Below are 23,604 nucleotides of genomic sequence, written 5' to 3'. Positions count from 1 at the left end.
CAGGGCGTGGGCTTTGGCGTTCCAGGGCTAGGTGGACAAGGCCGCCAGCCGCGCGTCCAGTCCCGCCACCTGCCGCTCCAGCGCCTCTGCAAAGCGCTGCGGCAGCGGCGAGGCCGGCCGGAATTGCGGCAGCACCAGCTGCACGCGAAACGGTATCGACACCGCCAGCGGCCGCGCCACCAGGCCCCGATCGCTCTCTGCCAATGCGGTCAGCGGATTGACGATGGCGACGCCCAGGCCCAGCCTGACCATCGCGCAAACCGAGGCCGCGTGCTGGCTGGCCAGCTGCAGCCGGCGCGACACGCCGGCGCCGGCAAACCAGGCGTCCACCTGCTGGCGATAGCTGTCGCTGGCGGCCAGGCTGATGAAGGACAGGCCGGCGAAATCGCGCGCCTCCAGCCTGGACTTGCCCGCCAGCGGATGGCCGGCCGGCAGCACGCACAACTCGTCCCCCTGCCACAGCGGCGTCGCCAGACAGCCGGCCGGCGCCTGTTGCTGCTCGCTCAGCCCCAGGTCGCAGCGTTGCGCCGCCAGCCACTCCTCCAGCCACGGCGACTCCTGCGGACTGATGTCGACGCCGACATCGGGGAAGGCGGCGATGAAATCGGCGCAGGCCAACGGCAGCAGAGCCTGGGCGAACACCGGCAGGCAGGCGATGGACAGCTGGCCGCCGGCGAACTGGCGTATCGCCGCCGCGCTGCCGGCGATGCGCTGCAAGCCGACGAAGCTGCGCTCCACCTCGGCGAACAACAGCAGGGCCTGCTGGGTCGGCCGCAGACGGCCGCGGCCCCGCTCGAACAGGACAAGGTCCAGCAGCTGCTCGCAGCGCGCCAGCTCCCGGCTGACCGTCGGCTGCGAGGTATGCAGCAGCCTCGCGGCGCCGCTGACGCTGCCGGTGGTCATCACCGCCCGGAACACCTCGACATGGCGCAGATTGATGGACATGGCCGACCGCCCTCGATGGCAAATCCATATCATAAATGAAAGCCATACCGACAAATTGCTATTTTATTTTTGTACCTGACTGGACCATGATGGAGGACTTCTGAAACGGAAACACCGCCATGCACGCCTTCGACAGCCGCCAGCTCGCCAGCATCGCCCGCCAGTACGGCGCGCCGCTGTGGGTCTACCACGCCGACACCATCCGCGAACGCATCGCCGAGCTGAAGGCGTTCGACACCATACGCTACGCGCAGAAGGCCAACTCCAACACCCACATCCTGCGGCTGATGCGCGAACAGGGCGTCAAGGTGGACGCGGTGTCGCTCGGCGAGATCGAGCGGGCGCTGGCCGCCGGCTACCGCGGCGGCGAACAGGCCGACATCGTCTTCACCGCCGACCTGCTGGACCGCCCGACGCTGGCCAAGGTCGTCGCCGAGCGCATTCCGGTCAACGCCGGCTCCATCGACATGCTGCATCAGCTGGGCGAGGTCGCGCCCGGCCATCCGGTCTGGCTGCGCATCAATCCCGGCTTCGGCCACGGACACAGCCAGAAGACCAATACCGGCGGCGAGAACAGCAAGCACGGCATCTGGCACGGCGAACTCGCCGAGGCGCTGGCCGCGGTGCGGCGGCACGGCCTGCGGCTGGTCGGCGTGCACATGCACATCGGCTCCGGCGTCGACTACGGCCACCTGGAGCGGGTCTGCGGCGCGATGGTCGACACCGTGGCGGCGCTGGGCTGCGACCTGGAGGCGATCTCCGCCGGCGGCGGCCTGTCCGTCCCCTACCGCGACGGCGACGCCCGCATCGACACCGATCACTACTTCCAGCTGTGGGACGCGGCCAGACGGCGCATCGCCGACAAGCTGGGCCATCCGGTGCGGCTGGAGATCGAGCCGGGCCGCTTCCTGGTGGCCGAGGCCGGCGCGCTGCTGGCCGAGGTCCGCGCGGTCAAGGACATGGGGCGCCGCCACTTCGTGCTGGTGGACGCCGGCTTCAACGACCTGATGCGGCCGTCGCTGTACGGCAGCTACCACCACATCACGCTGCTGGACGCCGACGGCGGCGCGAAGGCGGGCCAAATCGACACCGTGGTGGCTGGCCCGCTGTGCGAATCCGGCGACGTGTTCACCCAGCGCGAAGGCGGCACCGTGGAGACGAGGCCGCTGCCGCCGGCGCAAATCGGCGACCTGATGGTCTTCCACAACGCCGGCGCCTATGGCGCGACGATGTCGTCGAACTACAACAGCCGGCCGCTGCTGGCGGAAGTGCTGATAGACGGCGGCGCCACCCGGCTGATCCGCCGCCGCCAGACCATGGCCGAACTGCTGGCGCTGGAAAGCTGACGCCAGACGCGACAAAGCCGGGCAAGGCCCGGCTTTTCGCACATTCCGTCACCCGAAGCGGATGATCAGCCCTTCTGTTCCATCTTGTTGATGACGAACTTGACGCCCGGCACCTTCTCGGCGATCTGACCGGCCTTGAACATCTGTTGGTCCTCGGTCATCTCGCCCGCTATCGTCACCTCGCCTTTGGCGCTGCTGACCTGCAGATTCAATGCCTTCAGCTCCGGATCGGCGTCCAGCGCCTGCTTGACGCCGGCAGCCAGCTCGGCGTCGGTCGGGGCGGCGACGCTCTGGGCCACCTGGCCATCAGCGTGGGCTTGGGCGGCGAAGCCGCCGGAAAGGGCCAGCGCGGCCAGCAACAAGGTTTGCCCTGCAACTCGTTTCATCGTTTTCTCCAGATTTCTCGCTCTAGGCCCGATGCCATACACGGAACAGAGTCATGTTAACTAGGAAACTTTTCCGTTTTGTTGCAGCTCCATGACATCACACTGTAGCCGTCCGCCACGCCGCCGTCTCGACGCTTGGCGGGTTACAATCCGAGCCACCGTCAAAGAAAGGCCATCCGGCCGTAAAGCATGAAGCTGAAATCACTGAAGACAGGCTGGCTGCCATGGCTGGCCCTGCTGGCGCTGGCCGGCTGCACCACCACGCCGCCGACCGGCCCTTCGCCATCCCGCCCCTCGTTCTCCGGCGCCGACAGCGCCAGCCCCGCCGCGCTGCCGGCCTGGAACGGCCAGGCGCTCGGCGATTCGTTGCAGGGCCTGCGCCAGAGCTGTCGCGCGCTGCAGAAGAAGCCGGCCTGGAACGGCGTCTGCCGCGAAGCCGGCGTCCTCGCCGCCAACGACGCCGACGCCGTGCGCCGTTTCTTCGAAAATCGCTTCACCGCCTGGAAGCTGCGCGACGGCGGCCGCGACAGCGGTCTGATCACCGGTTATTACGAACCGTTGCTGAACGGCAGCCGCAGCCGTTCCGAACGCACGCCGTGGCCGGTGTACGGCGTGCCGCGCGACCTGGTCAGCGTCGATGTGCCGATGAGCCAGCGCGGTCGCGGCGCGCTGCGCGCCAGGCAGGTGGCGCCGGGCCGGCTGGCGCTGGCGGCCGGCGGCGACATCGAGCTCAATCCGGCCGACTTCCCCAACGATCCCCGCGGCATCCGGCTGAAAGGCCGGCTGTCCGGCTCGCGGCTGCTGCCCTATTTCAACCGCGGCCAGATCAACCAGGGCGGCATCGCCGGCAGCGCGCCGGTGATCGCCTGGGTAGAGGACGCCGTCGAGCTGTTCTTCCTGCAGGTTCAGGGCTCGGGCCGCATCCAGCTGGACGACGGCAGCTTCCTGCACGTCGGCTTCGCCGACCAGAACGGCTATCCGTATCAGTCGATAGGCAAATGGCTGGTCGACCGCGGCGAGATGACGCTCGGCGACGCGTCGATGCAGGGGATCAAGGACTGGCTGGCGAAGAATCCGCAGCGCCGCGACGAACTGTTGGCCGCCAACCCCAGCTACATCTTCTTCAAGCCGCTGTCCGGCGACGACGGCGGACCGATAGGCGCGCTGGGCGTGCCGCTGACCGGCGGCTACAGCATCGCGGTAGACCCGCGCTACATCCCGCTCGGCGCGCCGATCTACCTGGCCACCACCTGGCCAAACGCCAGCGAGCCGCTGACGCGACTGGTCAACGCCCAGGACACCGGCAGCGCGATCAAGGGCGCGCTGCGCGCCGATCTGTTCTGGGGCTATGGCACCGAGGCCGGCATGTACGCCGGCCGGATGAAGCAGCAGGGCAGCATGTGGTTGCTGCTGCCCAAGGGCGTGACGCCGGCGTCCGCGCTTTAAGCGCTTTGCCGACGAAGGAAACGGGGCCGACGGCCCCGTTTTTCAATCTGGCCTCAGGCCGCCTCGGCCAGCCGGCCCAGCCGCGACAGCCTGGCGGCGATCGCGCCGCGGCTGCGCCCGTGCGCGATAGCGATCTGCTTCAAGGCCACGCCGGCGTCGAAAGCCTGCAGCAGCCTCGCCTCTTCCGGCGCCGACCAGCCGCGGCCGATCTTGTCCGACGGCAGGCACCGCTCGGCCCCTTCCAAGGCCCGGCTGGCGAGAAACAGCGCCTGGATCACCTCGGGACGGCTCAGCGCGGCGTGCGGCGGCAGCGGCTGACCGCTGTGCGGGTCGATTCCATTGGCAAGGGCTTCCACGATGCTGCGGGCTTCGGCTGGCGACATGATGCAGGCTCCCTGGATGGGTTGGCGGATAATCCTGGCCGCAAATATCTGCGGCGGGACCAGCATAGCACCGCGGCGCGGCGCGCCCACCTGTCTGATCAGCCACCAGCGGAAAAAACGCGGTCCTCCGCCCGCTTGCTCCGATCAAGCCTGTCCGAATTTTTGTGTAAACGGGGTTTGGGTTACGCCTGTGGAATGCGTTCCTCGAACTGAATGGTAAAGCGAGTCAGCGCTGCCTTCCAATCCCGAATCGGCATGGTCCACTTCTGACTGATGTTCCTCAGCGCCAGATAGAACAGTTTCAGCAACGCCTCATCACTCGGGAACGAGCCCCGATTCTTGGTCAGCTTTCGCAGACTCATATTCACCGACTCGATGGCATTGGTGGTGTAGATCACTTTCCTGATCTCCGGCGGGTAGTCGAAGAATGGCGTTAACCGAGCCCAGTTGCGCCGCCAGGACTGACCAATCGGCAAATACTCATCATCCCACTTGGCCTCAAACTCACCTAAACCGAATCGAGAGGGCGAGCCTGCCAAGCTTTGACCTCTTCGGTGACGGAATCCGTGATGGAGGAGATCAGGCTGGGTGAGACCTCTGTGCCATACATTTCTTCCAGATGGGCCTGAATTTCCCGAACAGTCATCCCCCGGGCGTAAAGCGAGATGACTTTGTTGTCGAATCCGGTCCAGCGGGTCTGGTGTCGTCCCTTATCATCGCTATGTGTTCTTTCTCAAATGGCTGACCCTCACCCTGCTGGCCTACACCGCGGTTCTTTTCACCGTGCATGTGCCATGGTCAGAAGTCGCTCTGCGTACGGTCTGGCCTCGCTTCACGCCCAATGCCAATGCCGCCGCCGTGGTAGTAGGCGTATTTGGCACCACCATCAGCCCCTATCTGTTTTTCTGGCAGGCATCGGAAGAAGTCGAGGACATGCTGGCCATCAAGGGTAGCCGCGCGCTGATCTTGGATAAGCGCGTCGCGGCGTCGGAGTTGCGCCGCATACGCTGGGACACCTGGAGCGGCATGTTCTATTCGGACATCACCGCTTTCTTCATCATCCTGGCCACCGCGGTCACGCTGCATAGCGCGGGCATCACCGACATCACCACTGCCGCGCAAGCCGCCAGCGCATTGCGCCCGCTGGCGGGCAATGCCGCCTACCTGTTGTTTGCCTTGGGCATTATTGGGGTCGGCCTGATCGGCGTGCCGGTCCTGGCCGGCGCGGGAGCGTATGCGGCCTCGGAGGTGATGGGCTGGAAAGAAGGGCTGGAGCGCAAGGTGCGCGACGCTCGCGGTTTTTACAGCATCATCGCCGTCAGCATGCTGCTGGGGCTCGGCATCCAGTACTCGCCGATCAGCCCGATGAAGGCGCTGTTTTGGAGCGCAGTCATCAACGGTGTCGTCGCCGTGCCTTTGATGGTGGTGATCATCATATTGGTTTCCAAAAAATCGGTGATGGGGGCATACACCGCCAGCCGGCCTATGACCATTCTGGTTTGGATCGCAACGCTGGTGATGGGGGCCGCGGTGGTGCGCATGCTGATGCCTGGCTAGTGCTTGCCAGTCCGATCCAGACGCGCCCGCAAGGCCTGCAGCTCGTCCAGCAGATCCAGCACCAGCGCCACGCCAGAGGGATTGATCTCTAGATCGCACGACAAGCGCCAGGCCACCCGCGCGCGCCGCAAGGCATCGCCACGGAAACGCCAATTCTGCGGCGACTCGCCCTGCGGCTCCAGCGCGCCCTCCCGTACCCAGCGGATAACAAAGGCCTCTTCGGCATGGCTGGCCTGGCACAGTTCAAGCAGCGTCAGCTCCAGTTGCTCCTCCACCACCACGCCCTGAGTCACTGCCGGCTGGTTCTGATTCATGATGGCTATCCTTTCAACGCGCTGCGCGGATTGAAGTCAAAGGCATGAGCCATGGCCTGGTAGGCAGCGCGCTCCCGCTCGCCCGCCACCGGTGGCAAGACTATCGTCAGCGCCACATATAAATCGCCCGGCACGGCGCCGGGAATGCCTCGCCCCTTCAGGCGCAATTGTTTCCCGGCCTGGGATCCCGGCGGTATCTTGAGCTGAACCGGACCATCAGGCGTGGGCGCTTCTACGGATGCGCCAAGCGCCGCCTCCCACGGCGACACCGGCAGATCCAAGAACACATCGCTCCCTTCGACACGAAACAGCCGATGGCGCTTGAATTCGATTTCCAGATACAAGTCGCCGGCCGGCCCGCCGCCGGGCGCCGCGCCTCCCTGCCCGGCTAGGCGCAGATGTTGCCCCGCCCGTATGCCTTTGGGGATGGCCACCGACAAGGTGCGCGTCTGCAGCACCACATGGCCGTCGGCAGTCTGGGTCGGCATGCGCAACTCCACGCTACGTTGGCAGCCATGGTAGGCATCTTCCAGATCAATCTGCACTTTGGCGTGATGATCCCGACCGACACCATGGGCATGACGGTGCCCGCCGCCGCGCGCGCGCCGGCCAAACAAGGACTCGAAGAAATCGTCCTGATCGGCCGTGCCGCCGCCGAAATCGCGGCCATGAAACTCGAAGCCGCTGTCCCAGTCAGGCGGCGGCTGGAAGTCCTGTCCGCTTTTCAGATCGCCGCCCATCAAATCATAGGCGACGCGCCTCTCAGGGTTCTTCAATACCGCGTAGGCCTCGCCGAGTTCCTTGAATCGCGTCTCCGCATCGGCCTCTTTGCTGACGTCCGGATGGAATTTCCGCGCCAGCTTGCGATATGCCTGCTTGACCTCATCCTGCGTGGCGGTGCGCGCAATGCCCAGCGTTTCGTAATAGTCGTGGAACTTCATGGCTGCGCGCTCAGGCTGCGGACCCATCGTCTCATGATTGCCTGGCTAAGCGACACGCCGCGCGGCATGATCAACTCCATTATTTGGCACTTATAACGGCCGACCTTGGATAAAACGCACCAGTATAGCCACGACTGCCAACAACAAAAGAATATGGATGAAGCCTCCCATTGTGAAAGCCGTCAACAAACCCAAGGCCCACAAGATCAGCAAGGTGACAATGACAATTTCAAACATGGCATTCTCCCGGACACCCGTCGAAACTGGAAGATAAACGCAGTCCACATTACGCCTGCCATCAAAGGAATTGTGGCGCACGGTCAAACCGCCCAAGCGTTCTGGCATCGCCTGTCGCGCAACCCACTGTGGCAGCGACCGACCGCCGCGGGATGTAACGTTAGAGTTGCGCGCCAAACTCGCCGGCTGCTGATTCAGTCATCCATCGGCCAATCGCCGTCAACCGTTTCGTACTGGTCCAAATCGTGCAGAATCACCTCGTCAAACGGGTCGTAGATCTCGGTGGTGAAACTGAAGTACTCGGTGGAGCCCGGCAGTATCTTCCGCGTCGGTAACCAGGTTTCGGGTAGCGACTTGATATCTTCTTCAGGCAACCAGAACATGTCGCCATCGCTATCGTGTTGAACAAGCGGGTCCATGATCATGCTCCTATGAAGCAAACCGCCCGCGACATTGCAAGAGGTCGGCATCCTTACCATGAATGTTAGGTAGCAGACTGTCTGTGCGCTATCCAACTAAGTGGGGATGCGTATGGCTTACTCGTGGCTGGCCAATGCGCGCGACATGGCAATAGGATTGCAGCCCAGACGCCTCTTCGTGACAGCGCTGCCACAAGCTGTAAAACCTGCAGCAAGGGAGCCAGGGCCACATCCGGATTATTTAGTCGAGTCCGCGGCCATAGTCGGCCGCCTTGTCGGGCAAAGGCGTTGGCTGGTTCACATGCAGCCACTTGTGCACTTCAATGTCAGGGACCTGCCACAAATGCAAACGATCCACACTCACCACCAAGCGATTATTCGCGGCATCAAACATGAAGGCGCTCCACGGCACGGCCACCCTTTTGCCGTCAAGGTCCAGCAATCCGCGAATCGACAATTGCACATACGCGATGCAGCCCGTTTTCACGTTCAGCATGATTTCCTTGATATCGCCCAGAAACACATTGCGCTGGTTGTAAACGTCGCTGCCGATCAGCTCATTCACCGCCATCAGCTCCACCTGCTCCGCTAACTGCGTATGGACTTTCACTCGGTACACCCCGTAAATATCGCGCTCTGCATAGTTCATGATCGTCTCCATAGCGAAGCCCCGCCGTGCCCAGCTCAGCCCATCTAAACGAGCGGGCTGGCAACCATTCAGGAACATCGAAGGCAACTTGCTGCTTCGCCGTAAAAAACCGGAGGCACTGAATTCCTTGCCCGGCCGGACAGCAGAACCGGCTCGCCTTGCTATATCCTGAGCGAGGGTGGCAGGGCAGTCTGTTCGCTAACCCACGCAGGCTTGTCACTTACCACTGTCCGCGCCAGCGCCTGGAACTACGCCATCGACAATCAGCGCAAGCAATACCTGATGACGGTGATCAGCCTCATCGTCGGGCTGTCGATCTCCGGCCAGACGTTTTACAGCTTCATCCTGGAGAATCTGGAGAAATGCGGCACCCTCAAGGCCATCGGTGCCAAAAAAGGAGGCGAGCTGGTGGTGATGATTCTGTTCATGGCTACTTTCACCGCGGTCACCGGCTTTGGCCTGGGCATAGGGCTGATCACGCGGCTGATCACCCTCGCCCGCTCGCAGCTGCCCAACTACGCGACCATTATCACCTTCTGGAACCTGGCGCTGGCCTTTGGCATGGTGGGGATCATCGCCGCCATCTCCAGATATTTCGCCATCCGCCGAGTGCTCAAGATTGAAACATTCGACATCTTCCGCGCCTAAGCGCAATCCAGCGCCGCCATGATTCGCAAAACCGGTTTTTTCGAGCCGGCTTACTATCTATGTTGGATAACGCACCGACATCTGCCCGCTTAAGCCCCAAAGTCAGCCTGCCAACGCCTCGCAATCCTGCGGGAAGTTGGATAGCTAAAGAGGTCACCATGGACAAGCACAAGCAGCAGAATGCCTCCCCCAAGGATGCCGCCGCGGCCCCAAAGCCGTGCGCTGACAGCGCCAAGCCAGGCGTCGGCCCCACCCAAACCACCGGCCAACAGCATCCTGCCAGCGACGCCGCTCCGCGCGCTCCTACCAAGCAGGCTGGCGGCCAAACCGGGCTGGCTCACGAAAGCCCTCCTGGCTATACCCCACCCAAGGCCTGAACGCGCAGTCACAGCAAACCTCAGCGCCGACAGCCGGCTTGAGCGCTGATCCCGGATCAGGGTAGCGCGCCACTGGCTCCCGCAATGGTTGACTGTCTGGCCGCGAATCAGACACAGCGATCGCTCCGCCCTAGGCGGGGCGATCTACGGTTGAGCAAAAGAAGTCGATCATGCTTACCCCATCCATGCAACGCGCAAGCCGCTTTACTCTGTTTCTTGCCTACGCCGCGCTGATCACCGTTTCTGCAGGCGCCCGCGGCAATACCGTCAGCACCATGCCGGACAACCCGCCCGCCTCGACGCAAACCATGGGCGATACCTATGCCGAAGGCACCGAGGTGAGCAGCTATGTCTCGGACGCCATGATTGCTGGCAAAGTCAAAGCCGAGCTGTTCCGCGATCCTGATCTGACCTCGTACGAAATACGAGTGGAAACCGATAACGGTCGAGTCATGCTGAGCGGGCAGGTGGATACCCAGGCCGAGGTTGACCGGGTCTGAGATCTGACGCTGGGCGTCAAGGAGGTCCGGGTCATCATCAACTACATGCGAGTTCACGACTCGCAATAATCCGTCCCACCCCGACCGATCCTGCCTCATCCGTTTGGGGAGGGCATGGTTGCTGCCTCTGCATCGCCATGCGCATACATATACTGGCGCGACCACGGCAAACCATCGGCATGACGGCCAGCCTTATGACAGAGCACTTGGTAGATGCTCACCACATCATGGCGGAAAGCGTAGGCGCAGCCGGAAAGATATACCCGCCAGATACGATACTTCTCCTCGCCCACTTCCTGGCGGATGCGAACGCTCTGGTTTTCAAAATTCATTGTCCAGCACGACAAGGTCTTGGCATAGTGGCGGCGCAGATTTTCCACATCCAGCGCCTCTAGCCCGCCCTGCTGCATGGTGCGCAGCACCTCTCCGATATGTGGCAGCTCCCCGCCGGGGAAGACATATTTCTCAATGAAGCGGCCAGCACCGAACGGCACCTCCAGGCTATCCGCGCTGGATAGGGTGATGCCGTGATTCAGCGCCATCCCGTCATCGCGCAGCAGGCTGTGGATCCGGCTGAAGTAATCCGGCAAGCCCTTGAGACCAACATGCTCGCACATCCCCACGCTGGCGATGCGATCGAATTGGCCTTGGGTGTCCCGATAATCCTGCAAGCGGATCTCGATGCGGTCTTGCAGGCCCGCGGCGCGCACCCTGGCTGTCGCCGTTTCATATTGATTCTGCGACAGCGTGATGCCCAGGCAATGCGCGCCAAAGCGTTGCGCCGCCCGCATCACCAGCCCGCCCCAGCCGCAGCCGATGTCGAGCAGGGTCTGTCCCGGCGTCAGCTTCAACTTGGTCAGGATATGATCCATTTTCTTGACTTGCGCCTCGGCAAGGCACTCCTCGCCGGTTTCGAAATAAGCGCAGGAATACACCATCAGCGGGTCCAGCCATAGGGTGTAGAACGTATCAGACACATCATAGTGGTACTGGATGGCCTGCCGATCCGCCTTGCGCGAGTGGCGGAAATAGCTGGCAATCTCCTTAAGGCGGCTGTCGCTGCCACGGGACAAGGAATAGGCCAAGTCTATGATGTCATCCAGCGCGCCCTCCACATCGAAAACCCCACGCACATAAGCTTCGCCCAAACCATCCAGGCTAGGCGACAACAAGTAACGCAGCGCGGAGGCTTCCCTGACGTACAGCGTCACCAATGGCCGCTCGAAAGCGCCAAAATCGATCTGCCTGTCATCCCAAACCAATCTCGCCGCAAACGGATTGCGCTGTCGTATCTGTTGCGCCCATTGCTCCATATCATTCTGCCAAGCCATGATCCGGCCTCCTTTGATGAAGAAACCAAGATTGCCCTGCGCATGCATATCGGCATGGTCCCGTGCGCGCTGGCGCGCGGGACGCAGCATAGGCTGTGGCAAAATAACCCGATAGGGTGCGATTGATATGTGCGCTTACGCACATAGCAACTGTCGTTATTGACAGTCGGTTATGTTCGCTGGCGAACAGTGGCCGCCACCGCTGCCGAATATGATGGGCACTGAAACTCACCATGTCCATGGCTTACGAAACAAAGCACCCTAACTTTACGCCATAGCATTCGAGGAGAGTCTCAGACCCCTTTCAAGGAGTTCCACCATGATCAATCCCCTACACAATCTACAGAAAGCCCTATTGCTGGCCGCCACCGGGCTGATGCTGTGTCTGGCTAGCGCCTATACCCTGGCCGAATCGGCGCGCGATCTGGATGAGGCCGCCCTGCAATCGCTGCACATGCTGTATCAAACGAGCCCTGCGGCGGAAAGTCTCTCCCACAAGGCCTCCGCCATCCTGGTGTTTCCCAAGATTGTCAAAGCCGGGCTGATCTTTGGCGGCGCATACGGCGAAGGCGTGCTGCTGGAAGGAGGCCAACCCAACGGCTACTACAACTCAGTCACCGCATCCTGGGGATGGCAGGCAGGCGCGGAATCCTATGGCTATGTAGTATTTCTGATGAATCAGAAAGCCGTCCGCTATCTGAAAAAGTCCATGGGTTGGGAAATCGGCACCGGCCCCAGCGTAGTCGTGGTTGATGCCGGCACGGCGAAAAACTTGAGCTCGACGACATTGCGCAACGACGCCTATGCCTTCATCTTCGACCAGGAAGGCCTGATGGCCAGCCTGAGCATAGAAGGCACCAAGATTTCGCTCATCAAGCGTTAAGCCCATCCCAATCTGATGCCGCCTTGCGCCGCCTCGTCGTACCATCGGCACGGCCAAGGGCGGCGCGCCGGCTCCAGAAACCATGCGGCGCCAGGCCAAATGATTTGGCATGTGCGCTCCAACGCACAGACCGCTACCCATCCTTGCCGCACGCTCGGCAGTACTGAACTCTGTTCCATCGCAGGCGCTCAACCTTGAAGCCGAGTACGAATCACGCGTGAAGGAGTCTCCCATGCCCAGATACCACATCAAAACCGAACGCAACACCGCGGGACATTTTGTTGGCTGGTCTGTCCACAATGCCCAGCATCCTCCGCCTTCGCATATCTATCCCTTGTACGAGATGGCGGAGTCTGAAGCCATGCGGCTGGAAAGGGAGAGCAATGGGCAAGAGGCTGCCGCCACACCACACATTTTTGCCAGGTATTGGCCATGCGTAAGGATTGCGACACGATGGCGGCGGCCACCCATAGCACAATGGCCGGCGCTAGATAGCCCTGGAAATTGGCCAGCGCGCCTAGTAGGAACAAGGTGGTGATAATGAATAAGGTGATGGGGTTCATGGCGATGCTCCTGGCGGCGCGTTCCATCCGGCAGACACCGGCCGCAGACGGACACGGATCGTAAACAGCTTGTGACAGTGCTTAAGAATTGGCGCTTTTCCCGCGATTGATCTGTACGCTGTCACACATAGCGCGCAATGATTGGCAGCCATAGTAAAGATTAACGGCATTGCATATGCTGGATAATTGCCGATTCATGCGAGCCGGCCCAGCGCGCGCTCACTCGGGAGGGATGATGACCATCGACGATAATCCTAGGCGGAATGGTTTGCTGGCCGGATTGCCGGAGGCTGAGTGGTTGCGGCTGCGCCCGCATCTGGAGCCGGTAGAAATGCCCTTGGGCAAGGTGCTGTATGAGCCGGACTGCGCGCTGAGCCATGTTTACTTTCCAACGACAGCGATCGTGTCGCTGCTGTATGTGATGGAGGATGGGGCTTCGGCGGAAATCGCGGTGGTGGGCTGGGAGGGGATTGTCGGCATCGCCCTGTTCATGGGCGGGGAGACCACGCCCAGCCGCGCCGTGGTGCAAAGCGCCGGCTATGGCTATCGCTTGAAAGCGCAGGCTTTGAAAGACGAGTTCAATCGCGCGGGGCCGATGATGCATCTGCTGCTGCGCTATACCCAGGCCTTGATCACCCAGATGGGACAAACCGCGGTCTGCAATCGCCACCATTCGCTGGATCAGCAATTGTGCCGCTGGCTGCTGTTGAGCCTGGATCGCTTGGCCGGGGACGAGTTGGTCATGACCCAGGAGTTGATCGCCAATATGCTGGGCGTCCGCCGCGAGGGCGTGACCGAAGCCGCCCTGAAGTTGCAGAAGGCCGGTTTGATCCGCTATGTGCGGGGGCATATCACCATTCTCGATCGTTTTGGGCTGGAGCAGCGCACCTGCGAATGCTACGAAGTGGTGAAGAAGGAGTATCAACGCCTGTCCGGGCCGCTGCCATAGCAGAATAGCTAGCTCCGTTTTTGCCAGGCTTCCAGTTTTTCCTGAGCAGCGCGCGATAGCGTAGCGGTGGGTTGAGCCTTAAGGCGGTCTATTCCGATGGGCTCGCCGCTGACTGCGCAGTAGCCGTAACTGCCGTCGCGTATGCGTTGCAAGGCTTGATCTATCCGCTGCAATTGCAGTTTTTCCCTCTCTTGAACCGTCAAGTCCATCCTATGCTCCTCTGCCTGTTGGCCGCGTTCGTCTGCGTCGGAGATCGCAAGGAAGCTTTGCAGATGGCGCTCCGTTTCCCGGCTGGCGCGCAGCAAGGCATCGCGCGCCTGCAATAGTTCGGCTTCCAACGCCATCAGTTGTTGCGGCGAAAGGCTGTGGTCGACAGCGCTTGGCGCGGAGGACGAGGTGTCTGTCATGGCATCACTCCCATCAGCGGCGATGCAGGAGGGGAGCGATGGTGGATTGCGACGGCGTTGCGCGCCGGCAAATTGCGCGGAGTCAGCGGACCGGGCCTGTTCTTGATCATCCCGGTGGTAGACAACGTGGTGGCAACCATAGACGAAAGAATCCAGACCACCGCCTTTAATGCCGAACAGGCCTTGACCCGCGACACGGTGCCAGTGAACGTGGATGCCATCATCTTCTGGCATGTCCATGACGCGCAAAAGGCGGCGCTGGCCATCACTGATTATCGCCAGGCTATAGACCGCGTGGCGCAGACCTCGCTGCGTGAAATGATAGGCTCATCGATGCTGGGCGTGCTGCTGAGCGACCGCCGCAGCACCGACCAGGAACTGTGCCGCAAGATAGGCGAAAAGACCGCGGAATGGGGCATTACGGTGCGCTCAGTGGAAATCCGCGACGTTGCCATACCAGTGGCGTTGCAGGACTCGATGTCGCGTCAGGCGCAGGCCGAACGAGAAAAGCAGGCCCGCATCATCTTGGGGTCCGCCGAAGCCGAAATCGCCAACAAGTTCGTCGAGGCGGCCAATGTCTATGCCGACCACCCGGCCGCGCTGCAATTGCGGGCAATGAACATCATCTACGAAACCACCAAGGAGCGCGGCACCACCATTCTGATCCCGAGCACCATGGTGGACAGCCTGAATCCAATGGTCGCCGCTGGCACAAGCCGCGCCTCCAAGCGACAGGCCACGCCCCACGCCTCCGCCAACCACGCCAACCCGGTCGAATCCACCGCATTGAAATAAAGTCCGGTATTTGAAACGCTGTTTGATAGACCACATCGACCACCCACTAATTATTCCTGATCGGAATTCGGTGCCGCCTCGCGCAATATAATCGCCGGAAATAGGACAACCCACGCGAGGCGCTGCACAAAAACGCTACCCGGCCGGCCCATTCTTCGCATTCAGCATACTGCTAGTATCCAACCTCTTCAGATCAATATCTGCTTAGTCATCCCCCAATCGACGTCACCAACCTGATTTTCCCCTATGTACGTTATCGAACAGACCATCCAAAAACCGAATGCCAATCTACAGATTCTTAATGGCTGCCTGGAGATCACGCGATGAAAAACGATATGCAATTACAACAGGATGTAATAGCGGAACTTAATTGGGACCCATCTATCAATGCCACCCATGTAGGCGTATCTGCTAGTGATGGCGCGGTAACGCTAACCGGACATGTCAGCAGTTATGCCGAAAAATGGGCAGCGGAGCGCGCGGCGCTGCGCGTAGCCGGCGTCAAAGCGCTGGCCATTGAAATGGATGTCCAATTACCGAATGCAGACCGGCGTGACGATGCCGATATATCCCGATCAGTCGCCAATCTACTGCAACAAATGGCTGAAATACCTAAAGAAGGTTTGCAAGTCATGGTGGAAAAGGGTTGGGTCACGCTATCTGGAACGGTGGAATGGGATTATCAGCGCCAAATCGCTACACGGATGGTACGACATTTACTGGGTGTCACCGGCGTGAGCGACAATATCGCCATCCGCCCCAAACTATCCATGAACGAGGTGAAGGGTGGTGTGGAAAATGCGCTTCGCCGCCGGGCCATAGCCGATATGGACAGCATTTCCGTAACCATTCAGGGATCAGATGTGATTCTGAATGGTTCAGTGCATAGCTGGTCTGAACGCGAATTAGCCGATCATGCCGCCTGGGGCATGCCGGGCGTACATCAGGTGATCAATAGAATCAAGGTAGTAATCTAGATCAATATGACAAAGGCATTTTAAATCATGCATCCTTAAAGGAAATATCATGAGCTCAGCACAATCCCCAGTTTATGTTTACAACACCCATCAAGAAGCGGAGGATGCCATCCGCCTGCTAAGCAAAGGTGGTTTCGACGTAAAAAAACTATCTGTCATTGGGAAAGGCTACCACAGCGAGGAAAACCCGGTCGGTTTTTATACCGTAGGCGACAAAATGAAAGCCTGGGGAGGCATAGGCGCATTTTGGGGTGGTTTATGGGGATTACTGCTTGCTCCCGCGGTTTTCTTTTTGCCTGGCGTGGGAATGGTTGCCATGGCCGGCCCGGTTGTTGCAGCACTGGTCGGTGCCCTGGAAGGCGCGGCGATTGTGGGCGGGGTATCCGCATTAGGCGCTGCGCTGACCCGAGTTGGCATTAACGCCGAACAGGCAGTGAAATACGAAACCGCGCTGAAAGCCGATAAATATGTGCTGGTGATACACGGTGGAGAAGCCGACGTTGCCAAAGCGCATGCCATTCTAGATATTTCGACGGGATGGAAAGAAGCCTAATTCGAGTAGCACCATATAGCTACCGCGCTATCGGAATCTCAACACCCATTTAGAGCCGATAACAAAATTTCTCAATAACCCGTAAGCAAATCAGGGAGCAAGCTAGCTGTTGCATCCCAGAGGCGCTGTTGCATAAATCCTGAACAGGGCGAGTTTCCCCTTTTCCCAAGCGGACTTATGCCACCGCCACCGTGTATGGACGGCCCAGCATGCTGAAACGGTTCAAGATGGCAGCGCGTACTTGCAGCTCTGCCACTTGGCTATCGAAGCGACGGGCCGTCACCCTTTCACCCAACCGTTTGAAGCAATGCATCTTGGTTTCCACCAGGCTGCAGCGATGGTAGCCGCTCCAACGCTTCCAGATCGCCCGGCCTAGTCGTTTGGTCGCCCGCAGGATCTCGTTGCGAGCCAGCACACCCAGCGAGTTTCCTTTCCATGGTTTCGCATTCTTGCGGGTCGGAATGCACCCGATCGCGCCCCGCGCGGCAATCGCCTCGTGGCATGCCTTGGTATCGAAAGCCCCATCGCCGCTCACACAGGCTATCGGCTCATCTGCGGGGATTTGTGCCAAGAGCGAAGGCAGCATTTGCGCATCGCCCTGGCGGTTATCTGTCACCTCGATGGCGCGGATCTGCAGGGTTTCCGCATCGATGCCCAGATGCACCTTGCGCCACTGCCGGCGATATTCCGCGCCATGCTTCTTGGTTTTCCACTCACCTTCGCCCAGCATCTTGATGCCGGTGCTATCCACCAGCAGATGCAGCGCGCCTGAACTTTTCTGATAGGGAATTCTGACCTGCAGCGTCTGCTGCCGTCTGGACAACGTGCTGTAGTCGGGGGCGCCCCAGCCTAAGCCGGCCAGCTTGAGCAGACTTTGGGGCATCTCGAATAACCCAAGCTTTTCAGCAAGCCTAACAACAGCATGACGCTTGCGGCCATATTCGGATCGTTTTCTGCAACGGATCACCGCTCAACGCAGCGATTCAGCCCATTTCGGGCGTCAGAAGGCCACGATTCCGGCTTTCCGGAGGAACACCAAGCGCTTTAGGTTGTAACAGGTCGCCATCATCGTCAGCGCAAAGTTCGCGCGCGGTTGGCCAATTGTGCGGACCAACTTGCCTCCCATCTGATCAATCATGGCGAACACGTGTTCGACACGGGCACGAACCTTGGCGATGCGGTGGTTGCGCTGCTGCTGGCACTCGGACAGCGGCTTGTTGGCGTGCCCCTTTCGCTGAATCCGATTCCGAAATCTGTCTTGGGCAAGCTGCGCTCCACGGGCCTCGGACGGATAGCCTCGGTCGGCGTAAACATCCCGGCTTGTATTGCTGGTATCGAAGACGTTGTCGAAATGCTGGCTGTCATGCGTACTGGCCGTATCAGTTTTGAACTTGCGGATCAGCTTGTATTTGTTGTCGACGTTCACCGACAGTTTGTAGCCAAAGTAGGATTTGCCGTGCTTTTTGGTCCAGCTGGCATCCTGGTCCTTCTGGCGCCGCTTCGCGGGTTTCCAATCGGCCGGCGTTGCGCCCTGATCGAGCAGCATCTTCTCGTCGCTGCTGTTGTGCTGCTTCGGCGCTGGCACCAACGTCGCGTCGATGATTTGGCCGCCGCGCGCGATATAGCCTTGCTTGAGCAATTGTGCTGACACGCCATCGAACAGTGCACGGGCCCCGGTTTCGCCGATCCGATTCTCGAAGGTCCAAATCGTGGTGCGGTCAGGGATGTTGACCGCCTGGCCCAGCCCACAGAAACGCTGATAACTCATCCGGTCGAGCAGTTGATACTCCATTTGTTCATCGGACAGGTTGTACAGCCGCTTGAGGACCAGAATCCGCACCATCGTTTCGGTCGGAAACGGCGGGCGGCCGCCCTGCTGGCTGACTGGCCGAGGCGCGACCCGATCGACCTCGGCCGCCAAGGCGGCAAAGTTGATGTGCTTCTCGATCTCGACCAGAGGGTCGCCCAGGTGGTCGATCTTCTGCCGGTGGTGGTCGGCGGCGAACAGGTCTTTCTTGATGGCGTTGCGTGGTTTCATCGGGCTCAAGCTCGGCAAGAGTCTGGACGGTATAATTTTACCAGCTGAGGGCACCCCGGGGTTTTTCGAGGTGCCCTTTGGATGAAACCGATGGTCTGCCGCAAAGGCAGTCCAAACAGGTTCTTGATAGTCAAACAGAATGAATAGCCACATCGCTATAGGTCTGCGCCCGTCCGCGTTTGCCACGAGGAGCGGCCTGCCATGACATGCTCGTGTCCAGCCAAACGGACAGAGAGCCGCGTTGGATCAGGGCTTGGTTGTAGGCGTTCCAGTTGGTCGTTCGATAGCGTTTTGGAGCGGGCTTGGTCATGCCGCTATCCTACCAAGCTGCGGTGGAGAAGGATTTGTGCAACAGCGCCCATGTGGGGTGTCGCCGGAGGACTTAACGATGCGGAAATCGCAGGTGTGGCCGCCTATTTCGCAGGACAGAAGCCTAAGCCCAACGCGGCCGGTGGTGAGGCTGCGAAAATTGCGGCAGGAAAAGAAATTTTCCTGCATGGAAAGGTGATGCCGTACCTGCCTGCTTTGCCTGTCATGGTAATCAAGCAGAGGGGACCGAGCAGGCTCCCCGTCTAGCGGGCCAGCATGCTGCCTACCTACTCAAGCAACTGCATGTTTTCTCTACCAGCCAACGCCCCTCCGCGGTGGCAATGCAAGCCATTATTCATGGACTCGATGAGGATGATTTGAACAACCTGGCAGTCTATCTGCAAAGTTTGTAGCAAAACACTGGACTATTTCCCCACCAACACATCACTATCTGTAGGGCAATCTACCAAAGCTTTAAGTTATTACTACAGCCAAAGGTCCGGACTCTCATAGGCAATACACCCATTGCCATCGCATCACAATCAATCGCAGATCGCACTTGATCATCGTTCTTGGCAAGATATGGGATAACGGCATTACAAAGATTGCTCAGCTCCTTTTCACTGTCCAAGTGTATCCTCCCAACACCAAGGTGATAGTACTGTTGCTTATTCCGATTGCAGTTGTTGTAGCACCCCTTCCCTTGTGATATGGCCATCCAATACTCACCTATCTGGTCACCATAGTACGCATCCGCGTGAACCTTATCGGCATCAAACACAAACAAGCAGTGGTAGTGATAGCCAGCTTTTTCCGTATATTCCAAAGCCCATACCCAACCCAGACAGTGCTCAAATATACTAGTCTTCCCGCGACGATTATTCCATAGCCTTGTCTTATAATCCTGAATTTCAAAAAAAGACATGCTCTGCTGAAATTCTTCTTTAATCAGAAAATCTACACGTACCCCCATAATCCTTTTGTAGCCATTATGCTTACAGCTCAGGATTAAATTGATAGCACTCTGACAATTATCAGTTGAAAATGCATAATCAGGTTGAAAAGAAGAATTCATGAAAACTCCTTTAGCCTCTCAATGAATAAGGTTAACTGGCAATAATTTAATCATTGCAAATGAGATGCCTGGCTCGCTCCCTTACGAGTCATGGATATGCAATATCAACAATGCAGCCTTAACAGGACTATCTAAATAAACCTTCTCCTTCTTATTAAAAGAAAAGAACATTTTAATAATAAACATATACCAGAATGCAATAGCATCAAAAATACAAGGCACACCGGCACGTTGATGTCAAAAATGCACCGATTACGCATGATTTATAAATCACATTGACATACAGAGTTATTGTTCTCCTTTCCATCCATTACAAAGAAAAATAGCAAGACCACTTAGCGAATCCTCCCCATCCACTCAATAAGTTTCGACTAGTAAGCCAGTTAACCACCGATAACGTCAACTCTTAAAATTCAACTCCGGAATAAGATGCCTGCGAATCAAAATAAAGCACCGTAAGTCAACGAAGGATTTCCCTCGTTCTCTGTTGCAAAATCCACACACAAAGAAATAACAGGATTAAGAGTTTGGATTTAAAGTAACGTGCGTTCGAATCTGGTTTAAGGCAAAAAAAACCGGCAACCATAAAGGTCACCGGTTGAGATCTGCTAGCGCCATCTGCGCCGCTGCGGCCCGACCGCAGCTGGCGCAATCGAGCAGGGTTAGAAGCCAGGCTTACAGCGGGAGGCGCGATAAGTCTGCAGTGCGGCGTTCAGCGCTACGTGGTCCCTGAAGTGATTAGGCAACATATCGATCACACCCACCTTCCCTACCAACCACTCCATGATCCAGCCTCGCTGCTGCAACACCCCAAGAGCCCGCTGCAAACGTGCTTTGTCGCGCAGCTCGCTCAGTACATGCTTGCGGATGTCGTTCTTAATCAAGTAGCGGTTGCATCGTTTGTGGGCGAACTGATGCAACCAAGATTGCAGTCGATCCGCGTCCTGTTGTTCCTGAGAGCGCTCCGGCGGCGGCACAAAGATTCGGATGTACTCGTTGATGTACCAGGTCATCACGGCATAGGCTCGCTCCAGCATGTCCAAGCTGATGATGGTATGACCGGTTTCGAAATACTCGAACACGCCTGCCAATCTAGCCAAGTGGCGCGGCGCCTTGGCCGCGTAATCCTTCACATTCGCCAAGCTCTGGCCAGGACGCATGGCAACCTCAATTTGCTCGCGTATCTGATGGTAACGCCGGGCCGCTTCCGGGCTAAAGGTCAAGACGCGTTTTTCCGGCAAGGGCTCGCCATCGGTAGTTATGCTGTCTTGCAAGCACTGCGTCACACGATCATGAAAACCGCTCAGCTCTTGCGGATCGATTTCGAGCGGCCCCACATAACGGTTGCCTTGATTGTTGTCCGGACGGCATACCAGAAAGCGAGACATCGCTCCCAGTTCGCGCGCTTCCTGTCCACTGCGCTCCATGTATCGCTCAAAGGGGCCGGGTTGAATCGCCAGAATCAGTGCCACGCGGGGATCTTGCACGAACATGGGCTTGTCCCGCGAAACCCGCTCAATGGACAGCGATTGAATCTCCCAGCGCTGATTGAGCATCGCCATCGCCTGTCCCATATGGCCGTTGAAGTAACTGGCAGCTTCATCGTTTACCAAGCTCGCATTCGGCCAGTGATCGCACAGCCCCTGGCAGAAGGCCTCAGGCGTGGCATCTTGATAAGTCAGCATGGTCTTGCGTGGACGCTTCGGCTCTTCCGCCATATGCTGGGTCAAGCGCTGCTTGCAGGCATGCGTGTCCCCTCCTTTCCGAACCACCTTGCGCAAGGCCTGCTCGTACTCGGCCCGTTCCAGATCCCATGCACGATGTTCTGCTTGGAAGTCTGCCATCGCTTGCTCATACTGCCGATGCCTTGCATTTTCAAATTCAACCAGCGGCTTGCGCATCATATTCAAAGAAGGCGTTTTCCCCACGCCCGTGTCGGCAATGATCAACCCCCAGTTAGACAGAGGGCAAAGCGGCCCATTCGGGATCTGCACGCTGCCCAGGCCTTGCACGGCTTCGGACATGACGGCGATGCCCAGCGTGGCCACCATCGAGTCCGGTGCTTGAATCAGTGCTTGCGTAGCACAAACCGCACTCTGGAGCTTCTTCGGCAAGGTCAGCATAGGAAAGTAGCTTTGGCGCGGAAGGGAAGAATTGTGAGGCTTCATGCAGCGCGCCCTTTCATCAAACGTTCGACAGCATCTGTAGGCCAGCGCAATTGGCCATTCGGCAGCTTGACCGGCCGAACGCCAAAGTAGCTGCCTGTAGCGGCGAAACGCTTGCGCAAAGACTGCGCTCGCATGCCAAGCTGCTCAGCCAACGCATTCGTGGTCAGCATCACACAAGTTTGCGGAAAGTGAATTTGGGTACTGCTCATATTGACTCCAAGTAGTTGAAAACAAGATCAGCCATCACCTGGAGGATCGAGAATGCATTGCGCCTTCCTGACCGCTGACTCCATGTGAATCGCTTGGAGGGAACAATAATTGAAGCCGCTAAGCGGATGAGCGGGCGAGCAGATATGAGCAGGAATAAGCAGAAATGATCAGCTTCAAACAGAAATGAGCAGCTAAATGGATTGAAAACAAACCTTGCAAACTACCCGAGCAAAGCCTGGTATCTTGAATTTTTTTGGGATCTTTTGGGAAAATTGACATCTGACTATCTGTTGGTCAGCTACGTGACACTACTTGACTCCAATCATTATTTCCATAAATATAGAAATATGGAAACCAAAACCGCTGTCACCCTCTTGGCTGCCCTGGCGCAGGACACGCGCCTGGCGATCTACCGACTGCTGGTCCAGCAAGGCCCCGAAGGTCTGGCAGTTGGCCAGATCGGCGAGCGGCTCGCCGTGGCCAACGCCACCCTGTCCTTCCACCTGAAAGAGCTGTCTCACGCCGGGCTGGTCCTGGCCCGCCAGGAGGGACGCTTCATCTACTACTCGGCCAACTACGAGCAGATGAATGGCCTGTTGGGCTTTCTGACCGAGAACTGCTGCCGCGGCGAGGCCTGCACGCCGGCGAGCAGCATCGCGCCTTGCGATGGCGCGTGCCAGTAACGATTCGCACGGGAGTTCGATCATGAAACGCTTTCACGTACACGTCGCGGTAGCCAACCTGGAAGACAGCATCCGCTTCTACTCGGCGCTGTTTAACGCGCAGCCCACGGTGCAGAAGACCGATTACGCCAAGTGGATGTTGGAGGATCCGCGCCTCAACTTTGCGATCTCCAGCCGCGGCGCCGCCGCTGGCGTCGATCATCTGGGCTTTCAGGTGGACAGCGAGGAAGAGCTGGCACAACTGCAGCACCAACTGCAGGCCGCCGATATCAGCATGGTGACGCAGACCGGCACCGCCTGCTGCTACGCCGAGTCGAACAAGCACTGGGTGACCGACCCTTCCGGCCTTGCCTGGGAGAGCTATCAGACGCTGGCGTCGATCCCGACCTTCAACGGCGGAGAATCTGCCCCCGGCGAACCAGCCAGCGCTTGCTGTGCGCCGAAGACCTCCACGGTCAAGATCACACCCAAGAACACCTGTGCGCCCGGCAGCGGCTGCTGCTGAGCGCCAAAGG

The 23,604-nt window shown here is 59.0% G+C and carries 26 protein-coding genes and 4 pseudogenes; 13 read left to right on the top strand and 17 right to left on the bottom strand.

Annotated features, from left to right (window positions below; all coding sequences use genetic code 11):
- Positions 1-27: 27 nt before the first annotated feature.
- A complete protein-coding gene (locus CXB49_RS02640; protein WP_101706958.1) occupies positions 28-945 on the bottom strand; it encodes a LysR family transcriptional regulator in 918 nt (305 codons plus the stop codon).
- Between the two features lie 119 nt (positions 946-1,064).
- Between CXB49_RS02640 and lysA the strand changes: the two genes are divergently transcribed.
- The gene (lysA, locus tag CXB49_RS02635; RefSeq protein ID WP_101706957.1) at positions 1,065-2,291 is read left to right on the top strand and encodes a diaminopimelate decarboxylase; all 1,227 of its coding nucleotides are present in this window, start codon (positions 1,065-1,067) and stop codon (positions 2,289-2,291) included.
- 65 nt (positions 2,292-2,356) lie between these two features.
- On the opposite strand, the gene CXB49_RS02630 is transcribed toward lysA, so the two are convergent.
- Positions 2,357-2,677 carry a BON domain-containing protein gene (locus tag CXB49_RS02630; protein ID WP_101706956.1) on the bottom strand — a complete coding sequence of 107 codons (321 nt, stop codon included), beginning with the start codon at positions 2,675-2,677 and terminating at the stop codon, positions 2,357-2,359.
- Positions 2,678-2,866: 189 nt separating this feature from the next.
- On the opposite strand from CXB49_RS02630, the gene CXB49_RS02625 reads away from it, so the two are divergent.
- Positions 2,867-4,123: a murein transglycosylase A gene (locus CXB49_RS02625; RefSeq protein ID WP_101706955.1), complete on the top strand. Its 1,257-nt coding sequence runs from the start codon at positions 2,867-2,869 to the stop codon at positions 4,121-4,123.
- A gap of 53 nt (positions 4,124-4,176) precedes the next feature.
- Here the strand turns inward: CXB49_RS02625 and CXB49_RS02620 are convergent, their stop codons facing one another.
- On the bottom strand, positions 4,177-4,506 hold the full coding sequence (locus CXB49_RS02620) for a hypothetical protein (protein WP_158300596.1): 330 nt from the start codon (positions 4,504-4,506) through the stop codon (positions 4,177-4,179).
- 182 nt (positions 4,507-4,688) lie between these two features.
- Positions 4,689-5,212, bottom strand: a pseudogene (locus tag CXB49_RS02615) (transposase); the annotation flags it as partial.
- Positions 5,213-5,229: 17 nt separating this feature from the next.
- On the opposite strand from CXB49_RS02615, the gene CXB49_RS02610 reads away from it, so the two are divergent.
- Positions 5,230-6,063, top strand: a complete 834-nt coding sequence (locus CXB49_RS02610; protein ID WP_199406767.1) for an NRAMP family divalent metal transporter — start codon at positions 5,230-5,232, stop codon at positions 6,061-6,063.
- Here the strand turns inward: CXB49_RS02610 and CXB49_RS02605 are convergent.
- The 5 genes from CXB49_RS02605 to CXB49_RS02590 all read right to left on the bottom strand — a co-directional run bounded on the left by CXB49_RS02605 (position 6,060) and on the right by CXB49_RS02590 (position 8,623).
- Entirely contained in the window at positions 6,060-6,377 is a 318-nt protein-coding gene (locus CXB49_RS02605; RefSeq protein ID WP_047238270.1) for a chaperone modulator CbpM, read from the bottom strand. The genes CXB49_RS02610 and CXB49_RS02605 overlap by 4 nt on opposite strands.
- 5 nt (positions 6,378-6,382) lie before the next feature.
- Complete coding sequence (locus CXB49_RS02600; RefSeq protein ID WP_047238269.1) at positions 6,383-7,318, bottom strand: DnaJ C-terminal domain-containing protein; 936 nt, start codon at positions 7,316-7,318, stop codon at positions 6,383-6,385.
- A 90-nt stretch (positions 7,319-7,408) separates the two neighbouring features.
- Positions 7,409-7,663, bottom strand: a complete 255-nt coding sequence (locus CXB49_RS24035) for a lmo0937 family membrane protein (protein WP_233492922.1) — start codon at positions 7,661-7,663, stop codon at positions 7,409-7,411.
- A gap of 86 nt (positions 7,664-7,749) precedes the next feature.
- Complete coding sequence (locus CXB49_RS02595) at positions 7,750-7,974, bottom strand: hypothetical protein (protein ID WP_145964015.1); 225 nt, start codon at positions 7,972-7,974, stop codon at positions 7,750-7,752.
- A gap of 241 nt (positions 7,975-8,215) precedes the next feature.
- Complete coding sequence (locus CXB49_RS02590) at positions 8,216-8,623, bottom strand: PRC-barrel domain-containing protein (protein ID WP_158300595.1); 408 nt, start codon at positions 8,621-8,623, stop codon at positions 8,216-8,218.
- 282 nt (positions 8,624-8,905) lie between these two features.
- Here CXB49_RS02590 and CXB49_RS02585 point away from each other — a divergent pair, with 282 nt between their 5' ends.
- Both CXB49_RS02585 and CXB49_RS02580 read left to right on the top strand, forming a co-directional pair.
- A complete protein-coding gene (locus CXB49_RS02585) occupies positions 8,906-9,271 on the top strand; it encodes an FtsX-like permease family protein (protein ID WP_199406766.1) in 366 nt (121 codons plus the stop codon).
- Between the two features lie 547 nt (positions 9,272-9,818).
- A complete protein-coding gene (locus CXB49_RS02580; RefSeq protein WP_101706951.1) occupies positions 9,819-10,148 on the top strand; it encodes a BON domain-containing protein in 330 nt (109 codons plus the stop codon).
- A gap of 95 nt (positions 10,149-10,243) precedes the next feature.
- Here the strand turns inward: CXB49_RS02580 and CXB49_RS02575 are convergent, their stop codons facing one another.
- Positions 10,244-11,527, bottom strand: coding sequence for a cyclopropane-fatty-acyl-phospholipid synthase family protein (locus CXB49_RS02575; RefSeq protein WP_233492921.1), 1,284 nt, complete (start codon positions 11,525-11,527; stop codon positions 10,244-10,246).
- Positions 11,528-11,798: 271 nt separating this feature from the next.
- Here CXB49_RS02575 and CXB49_RS02570 point away from each other — a divergent pair, with 271 nt between their 5' ends.
- A complete protein-coding gene (locus CXB49_RS02570; RefSeq protein ID WP_047238264.1) occupies positions 11,799-12,362 on the top strand; it encodes a YSC84-related protein in 564 nt (187 codons plus the stop codon).
- 798 nt (positions 12,363-13,160) lie between these two features.
- Positions 13,161-13,874 (top strand): Crp/Fnr family transcriptional regulator, encoded by a 714-nt coding sequence (locus tag CXB49_RS02565; protein ID WP_076098042.1) that lies wholly within the window; start codon positions 13,161-13,163, stop codon positions 13,872-13,874.
- An 8-nt stretch (positions 13,875-13,882) separates the two neighbouring features.
- Here CXB49_RS02565 and CXB49_RS02560 read toward each other — a convergent pair whose 3' ends face one another.
- Complete coding sequence (locus CXB49_RS02560; RefSeq protein WP_053006844.1) at positions 13,883-14,281, bottom strand: TraR/DksA family transcriptional regulator; 399 nt, start codon at positions 14,279-14,281, stop codon at positions 13,883-13,885.
- Positions 14,282-14,338: 57 nt separating this feature from the next.
- Here CXB49_RS02560 and CXB49_RS02555 point away from each other — a divergent pair, with 57 nt between their 5' ends.
- The 3 genes from CXB49_RS02555 to CXB49_RS02545 all read left to right on the top strand — a co-directional run bounded on the left by CXB49_RS02555 (position 14,339) and on the right by CXB49_RS02545 (position 16,606).
- Positions 14,339-15,076: a slipin family protein gene (locus CXB49_RS02555; protein WP_233492920.1), complete on the top strand. Its 738-nt coding sequence runs from the start codon at positions 14,339-14,341 to the stop codon at positions 15,074-15,076.
- Positions 15,077-15,399: 323 nt separating this feature from the next.
- Complete coding sequence (locus CXB49_RS02550; RefSeq protein ID WP_101706949.1) at positions 15,400-16,053, top strand: BON domain-containing protein; 654 nt, start codon at positions 15,400-15,402, stop codon at positions 16,051-16,053.
- 49 nt (positions 16,054-16,102) lie between these two features.
- The gene (locus tag CXB49_RS02545; protein WP_043581279.1) at positions 16,103-16,606 is read left to right on the top strand and encodes a DUF1269 domain-containing protein; all 504 of its coding nucleotides are present in this window, start codon (positions 16,103-16,105) and stop codon (positions 16,604-16,606) included.
- 175 nt (positions 16,607-16,781) lie between these two features.
- Here CXB49_RS02545 and CXB49_RS02540 read toward each other — a convergent pair.
- The 3 genes and pseudogenes from CXB49_RS02540 to CXB49_RS02530 form a co-directional block, all read right to left on the bottom strand.
- A pseudogene (locus CXB49_RS02540) lies at positions 16,782-17,501 on the bottom strand (IS5 family transposase); the annotation flags it as partial.
- Between the two features lie 105 nt (positions 17,502-17,606).
- A complete protein-coding gene (locus tag CXB49_RS02535) occupies positions 17,607-18,644 on the bottom strand; it encodes an IS5 family transposase (RefSeq protein ID WP_101706533.1) in 1,038 nt (345 codons plus the stop codon).
- Positions 18,645-18,721: 77 nt separating this feature from the next.
- Positions 18,722-18,954: pseudogene (locus CXB49_RS02530) on the bottom strand (transposase); the annotation flags it as partial.
- A 220-nt stretch (positions 18,955-19,174) separates the two neighbouring features.
- Between CXB49_RS02530 and CXB49_RS24395 the strand changes: the two are divergent.
- Positions 19,175-19,366: pseudogene (locus CXB49_RS24395) on the top strand (cytochrome c); the annotation flags it as partial.
- 50 nt (positions 19,367-19,416) lie between these two features.
- Here the strand turns inward: CXB49_RS24395 and CXB49_RS02515 are convergent.
- The 3 genes from CXB49_RS02515 to CXB49_RS02505 form a co-directional block, all read right to left on the bottom strand.
- Complete coding sequence (locus CXB49_RS02515; RefSeq protein ID WP_101706947.1) at positions 19,417-20,028, bottom strand: inovirus-type Gp2 protein; 612 nt, start codon at positions 20,026-20,028, stop codon at positions 19,417-19,419.
- Between the two features lie 662 nt (positions 20,029-20,690).
- Positions 20,691-22,151, bottom strand: a complete 1,461-nt coding sequence (locus CXB49_RS02510; RefSeq protein WP_158300594.1) for a YfjI family protein — start codon at positions 22,149-22,151, stop codon at positions 20,691-20,693.
- A gap of 41 nt (positions 22,152-22,192) precedes the next feature.
- On the bottom strand, positions 22,193-22,405 hold the full coding sequence (locus tag CXB49_RS02505) for a DNA-binding protein (protein WP_101706945.1): 213 nt from the start codon (positions 22,403-22,405) through the stop codon (positions 22,193-22,195).
- A 348-nt stretch (positions 22,406-22,753) separates the two neighbouring features.
- Between CXB49_RS02505 and CXB49_RS02500 the strand changes: the two genes are divergently transcribed.
- Both CXB49_RS02500 and CXB49_RS02495 read left to right on the top strand, forming a co-directional pair.
- Complete coding sequence (locus CXB49_RS02500) at positions 22,754-23,089, top strand: helix-turn-helix transcriptional regulator (protein ID WP_101706944.1); 336 nt, start codon at positions 22,754-22,756, stop codon at positions 23,087-23,089.
- A gap of 22 nt (positions 23,090-23,111) precedes the next feature.
- The gene (locus CXB49_RS02495; RefSeq protein WP_101706943.1) at positions 23,112-23,594 is read left to right on the top strand and encodes an ArsI/CadI family heavy metal resistance metalloenzyme; all 483 of its coding nucleotides are present in this window, start codon (positions 23,112-23,114) and stop codon (positions 23,592-23,594) included.
- Positions 23,595-23,604 lie beyond the last annotated feature (10 nt).

Source organism: Chromobacterium sp. ATCC 53434, assembly GCF_002848345.1.
Taxonomy (GTDB): domain Bacteria; phylum Pseudomonadota; class Gammaproteobacteria; order Burkholderiales; family Chromobacteriaceae; genus Chromobacterium.
This window is presented reverse-complemented; position numbering and strand designations above follow the sequence as displayed.

Bases quoted from the DNA above. Each gene is read 5' to 3' on its own strand.
- CXB49_RS02640 (WP_101706958.1), bottom strand. From the start codon at position 945: ATGTCCATCAATCTGCGCCATGTCGAGGTGTTCCGGGCGGTGATGACC.
- lysA (WP_101706957.1), top strand. From the start codon at position 1,065: ATGCACGCCTTCGACAGCCGCCAGCTCGCCAGCATCGCCCGCCAGTAC.
- CXB49_RS02630 (WP_101706956.1), bottom strand. From the start codon at position 2,677: ATGAAACGAGTTGCAGGGCAAACCTTGTTGCTGGCCGCGCTGGCCCTT.
- CXB49_RS02625 (WP_101706955.1), top strand. From the start codon at position 2,867: ATGAAGCTGAAATCACTGAAGACAGGCTGGCTGCCATGGCTGGCCCTG.
- CXB49_RS02620 (WP_158300596.1), bottom strand. From the start codon at position 4,506: ATGTCGCCAGCCGAAGCCCGCAGCATCGTGGAAGCCCTTGCCAATGGA.
- CXB49_RS02605 (WP_047238270.1), bottom strand. From the start codon at position 6,377: ATGAATCAGAACCAGCCGGCAGTGACTCAGGGCGTGGTGGTGGAGGAG.
- CXB49_RS02600 (WP_047238269.1), bottom strand. From the start codon at position 7,318: ATGAAGTTCCACGACTATTACGAAACGCTGGGCATTGCGCGCACCGCC.
- CXB49_RS24035 (WP_233492922.1), bottom strand. From the start codon at position 7,663: ATGCCAGAACGCTTGGGCGGTTTGACCGTGCGCCACAATTCCTTTGAT.
- CXB49_RS02595 (WP_145964015.1), bottom strand. From the start codon at position 7,974: ATGGACCCGCTTGTTCAACACGATAGCGATGGCGACATGTTCTGGTTG.
- CXB49_RS02590 (WP_158300595.1), bottom strand. From the start codon at position 8,623: ATGAACTATGCAGAGCGCGATATTTACGGGGTGTACCGAGTGAAAGTC.
- CXB49_RS02585 (WP_199406766.1), top strand. From the start codon at position 8,906: ATGACGGTGATCAGCCTCATCGTCGGGCTGTCGATCTCCGGCCAGACG.
- CXB49_RS02580 (WP_101706951.1), top strand. From the start codon at position 9,819: ATGCTTACCCCATCCATGCAACGCGCAAGCCGCTTTACTCTGTTTCTT.
- CXB49_RS02575 (WP_233492921.1), bottom strand. From the start codon at position 11,527: ATGCATGCGCAGGGCAATCTTGGTTTCTTCATCAAAGGAGGCCGGATC.
- CXB49_RS02570 (WP_047238264.1), top strand. From the start codon at position 11,799: ATGATCAATCCCCTACACAATCTACAGAAAGCCCTATTGCTGGCCGCC.
- CXB49_RS02565 (WP_076098042.1), top strand. From the start codon at position 13,161: ATGACCATCGACGATAATCCTAGGCGGAATGGTTTGCTGGCCGGATTG.
- CXB49_RS02560 (WP_053006844.1), bottom strand. From the start codon at position 14,281: ATGACAGACACCTCGTCCTCCGCGCCAAGCGCTGTCGACCACAGCCTT.
- CXB49_RS02550 (WP_101706949.1), top strand. From the start codon at position 15,400: ATGAAAAACGATATGCAATTACAACAGGATGTAATAGCGGAACTTAAT.
- CXB49_RS02545 (WP_043581279.1), top strand. From the start codon at position 16,103: ATGAGCTCAGCACAATCCCCAGTTTATGTTTACAACACCCATCAAGAA.
- CXB49_RS02535 (WP_101706533.1), bottom strand. From the start codon at position 18,644: ATGAAACCACGCAACGCCATCAAGAAAGACCTGTTCGCCGCCGACCAC.
- CXB49_RS02515 (WP_101706947.1), bottom strand. From the start codon at position 20,028: ATGAATTCTTCTTTTCAACCTGATTATGCATTTTCAACTGATAATTGT.
- CXB49_RS02510 (WP_158300594.1), bottom strand. From the start codon at position 22,151: ATGCTGACCTTGCCGAAGAAGCTCCAGAGTGCGGTTTGTGCTACGCAA.
- CXB49_RS02505 (WP_101706945.1), bottom strand. From the start codon at position 22,405: ATGAGCAGTACCCAAATTCACTTTCCGCAAACTTGTGTGATGCTGACC.
- CXB49_RS02500 (WP_101706944.1), top strand. From the start codon at position 22,754: ATGGAAACCAAAACCGCTGTCACCCTCTTGGCTGCCCTGGCGCAGGAC.
- CXB49_RS02495 (WP_101706943.1), top strand. From the start codon at position 23,112: ATGAAACGCTTTCACGTACACGTCGCGGTAGCCAACCTGGAAGACAGC.